General features: G+C 40.8%; 3 protein-coding genes. 2 read left to right on the top strand and 1 reads right to left on the bottom strand.

What is annotated here, in order from left to right; all coding sequences use genetic code 11:
* Positions 1-2252 (top strand): valine--tRNA ligase (locus B3473_RS06935; protein WP_293678410.1); only part of this gene is annotated, 2252 nt, incomplete at its 5' end.
* A gap of 306 nt (positions 2253-2558) precedes the next feature.
* Positions 2559-3626: a hypothetical protein gene (locus tag B3473_RS06930; RefSeq protein ID WP_235280980.1), complete on the top strand. Its 1068-nt coding sequence runs from the start codon at positions 2559-2561 to the stop codon at positions 3624-3626.
* 24 nt (positions 3627-3650) lie between these two features.
* Here B3473_RS06930 and B3473_RS06925 read toward each other — a convergent pair whose 3' ends face one another.
* Positions 3651-3995 (bottom strand): helix-turn-helix domain-containing protein, encoded by a 345-nt coding sequence (locus B3473_RS06925; protein WP_264879790.1) that lies wholly within the window; start codon positions 3993-3995, stop codon positions 3651-3653.
* Positions 3996-4086: the final 91 nt, after the last annotated feature.

Raw genomic sequence — 4086 nt, 5'->3', positions numbered from 1 at the left:
AGATGGGGATTTCTGTGGATTATTCTCGTGAACGTTTCACCCTTGATGAAGGCTTGTCAAAAGCGGTGCGTAAGGTCTTTGTTGAATTGTACAAAAAAGGTTGGATTTACCGTGGGGAATTTATTATCAACTGGGATCCAAAAGCACGCACAGCACTTTCTGATATCGAGGTTATTCACAAGGATGTGGAAGGGGCTTTCTACCACATGAACTATATGTTGGAAGATGGTTCACGTGCCCTTGAAGTGGCAACGACTCGTCCTGAAACCATGTTTGGTGACGTTGCCGTGGCGGTCAATCCAAATGACGACCGTTACAAAGATTTGATTGGTCAAAATGTAATCCTTCCAATCGTAAACAAGCCAATTCCAATCGTTGGTGACGAACACGCTGACCCAGAATTTGGTACTGGTGTGGTTAAAATCACTCCAGCTCACGATCCGAATGACTTCTTGGTTGGTCAACGCCATGATTTGCCACAAGTCAATGTCATGAACGATGATGGTACTATGAATGAACTTGCAGGTGAATTTGCTGGTATGGACCGCTTTGAAGCTCGTAAAGCTGTCGTGAAAAAATTGGATGAAATCGGTGCGCTCGTCAACATCGAAAAAATGGTTCATAGCGTGGGTCACTCAGAACGTACAGGTGTGCCAGTTGAACCACGTTTGTCAACACAATGGTTCGTTAAAATGGACCAATTGGCTAAGAATGCCATTGCCAACCAAGACACAGACGACGAAGTGAAATTCTACCCACCACGTTTCAACGATACCTTCCTTCAATGGATGGAAAATGTGCATGACTGGGTGATCTCACGTCAATTGTGGTGGGGACACCAAATCCCAGCTTGGTACAATGCAGACGGTGAGATGTATGTCGGCGAAGAAGCTCCTGAGGGCGACGGCTGGACACAAGATGAGGACGTGCTAGATACTTGGTTTAGCTCTGCCCTTTGGCCATTTTCAACAATGGGTTGGCCTGATACGGACTCAGAAGATTTCAAACGCTACTTCCCAACATCTACCTTGGTAACGGGTTATGACATCATCTTCTTCTGGGTGTCACGCATGATTTTCCAATCATTGGAATTTACAGGACGCCGTCCGTTTGAAAACGTGCTTATCCACGGTCTTATCCGTGACGAGCAAGGTCGCAAAATGTCTAAATCACTCGGTAACGGTATCGACCCAATGGATGTGATTGAAAAATACGGTGCAGATGCGCTTCGTTGGTTCTTGTCAAATGGTTCTGCCCCTGGCCAAGACGTTCGTTTCTCTTATGAAAAAATGGACGCTGCTTGGAACTTCATCAACAAAATCTGGAACATTTCACGTTACATCTTGATGAATAACGATGGTTTGACTCTTGAGCAAGCCAGCGACAACGTCGCAAAAGTGGTAGCTGGTGAGGCTGGTAATGTCACTGACCGTTGGATTTTGCACAATTTGAATGAAACCATCGCCAAAGTCACTGAAAACTTTGATAAATTTGAATTTGGTGTGGCTGGTCACATTCTTTACAACTTCATCTGGGATGAATTTGCGGATTGGTATGTGGAATTGACCAAGGAAGTGCTTTACAGCGACAATGAGGCTGAAAAAGTCATCACACGTTCTGTTTTGCTTTACACGCTTGATAAGATTCTTCGTTTGCTTCACCCAATCATGCCATTTGTGACAGAAGAAATCTTTGAACAAATCTCTGAAGGCTCTATCGTAACGGCTGCTTACCCAACGGTGAACCCAGCCTTTGAAAACGAAGCAGCTCACAAGGGTGTGGAAAGCTTGAAAGACCTTATCCGTGCAGTGCGTAACGCTCGTAGTGAGGTCAATGTGGCACCAAGCAAACCAATCACTATCCTTGTCAAAACAAGCGACAGCGAATTGGAAGCTTTCTTTAATGACAATGTCAACTACATCAAACGCTTCACCAATCCAGAAAAATTGGAAATCGCATCAGATATCGAAGCACCAGACTTGGCCATGTCAAGCGTCATCACAGGTGCTGAAATCTTCTTGCCACTAGCTGATTTGCTCAATGTCGAAGAAGAATTGGCACGTTTGGACAAAGAACTTGCCAAATGGCAAAAAGAATTGGACATGGTCGCTCGTAAACTCGGCAATGAGAAATTTGTCGCTAATGCCAAACCAGAAGTAGTGCAAAAAGAACGCGACAAACAAGCTGATTACCAAGCCAAATACGACGCAACCGTTGCTCGTATCGAAGATATGAAAAAATTGGTGAAATAAATATGTATTTTCAGGAAAACTTTTAGGTTTGTTTAAGGAAGTCTTTATACACTATAATCATCCTAAAACTTTTCTTTTTCATAATCTCCAAGGGAGAGGCCTATGATGTTGAGCCTCTTCTTTTTTTATTTCTGTGTATCCGATTTCAAAAAAGATGTTATAATAGTCTCATAACTATCATTTATGAAATAGGATACGAGATATGATTTTGAGACAAAAAGGGAACAGAGTTTAGAATACCACTCGTTAAATGTTGCCCAAAAAGTACGGCAAGAAGGCAGCACTATCGTTTAGGAGGTTATGACGATGAAAAAGCTCGTTTTACTATCAACCGTGGTTTTGCTTGGTTTAAGTGCTTGTTTGGCGGAAAGTCAAAACAATTGGTTTGACCAGTCGCAAGATCATGTGAACCATGAGACCAGCGAAACCACGCATTCAAGTCATTCAAAAGAAGAGGAAACAAGCGAATCTAGTGAATCTAACGAGTCTAGCAACTCTAGTGAATTTAGAGAGTCTAGTGAGTATAGTACAGAAGAAACAGTTGACCCAGTTGATGCCATACTAAATGGTGACTATTCGTCGCTCGTTGGTGTGTGGGATTATCCTGACGGTAGTTCTTTTAAACAAGCTGATATTGTGACGGTAGTTCTACCCGATGGTTACCGTTTAAAGGTTGATAGCAACGGTAATACACGGGGTGTCGAGCAATTGATTGGTGCTAGCGAGGCTATACAAAGCGTCATCTATTTTAGAAATTCGACCAAAACTGAAAAAGTTGATGTTATTAAATTGTCAGTAGCGTCGGGTTTTATGGGTGCTGGCGGTTATGTTCCCTTGCTTTACCCAGCTGGTTGGCAAGTAGGTAATACTGACAGCACACGAGATAGAATGGCTGGAACGCAAAATGGCACACCTGCTGAAAATGCTTATTGTCAATTCAAAATATCGGATGATGTTAGCCAATATGAGAATTGTTCAAGGCTTGTTTCTTATAACTATTCTACTCCTTATATTTACATTTTAGGTAGCTATCAAGCGTCTGATGGCTCTAGCATAGCAGTTGTTGACTACGATTCTGACCTATTAGAGGATGTTACAAATGGTCGATATATCGGCAGTTTTGATGTTGATAACTCACAACCATTGACGACAAGTTATCAAAAAGTTGGCGATTATCTTTACTATCCATTTGAAGTAACTCTTGAAGGAGGTAATGAATACAACGCTCTCTTTCTTATCCCTCGTGGTCAAGTTGCTGGTAAGACCGACACCTCACAAGACCGCTTGATTATTGGAAACACAGGCGACCTATCCTTTAGCAAGATTCCCGCGGACAAGGTCTTTTATAAGATTAGCGAGCGAACAAACTATTAAAAAAAACACCAAATGTGTGTTTTTTTAATAGTTTTCTGAGTCAGTCATATCAATTATTTCATTCATGATATGAATAAATTTCTCTTTATTTTGTGATTGTTGAATTTTAATTATCATACTAGTTAATTCAGCATCAACTGTATTATCTTCTTCGTGAGAATAGGGAAGGAAAAAAGTACTCAAAGAAACATCTAGAGCATTTAAAATCTTAATAAGGGTTTCAAGCGTCATTTTCCTATGATTATTTTCAATTAGGTTGATAAAAGGCAGACTTAAGTCACTTTTTTCCGCAAGTTCTTGCTGAGTATATCCGCATTTCAAGCGATATTTCTTAATACGTTTGCTGATATCTTTGAGTAACGTCTCCATAAAATCACAATCCTAGTTTAATAATATATTATTATAAAGATTACCCGTGGTGCTAGTTGAAAAATCTCAATTATAAACCCAAATAATACTT

Source organism: Streptococcus sp. UBA632, from assembly GCF_002300045.1.
GTDB lineage: Bacteria > Bacillota > Bacilli > Lactobacillales > Streptococcaceae > Streptococcus > Streptococcus alactolyticus.
This window is presented reverse-complemented; position numbering and strand designations above follow the sequence as displayed.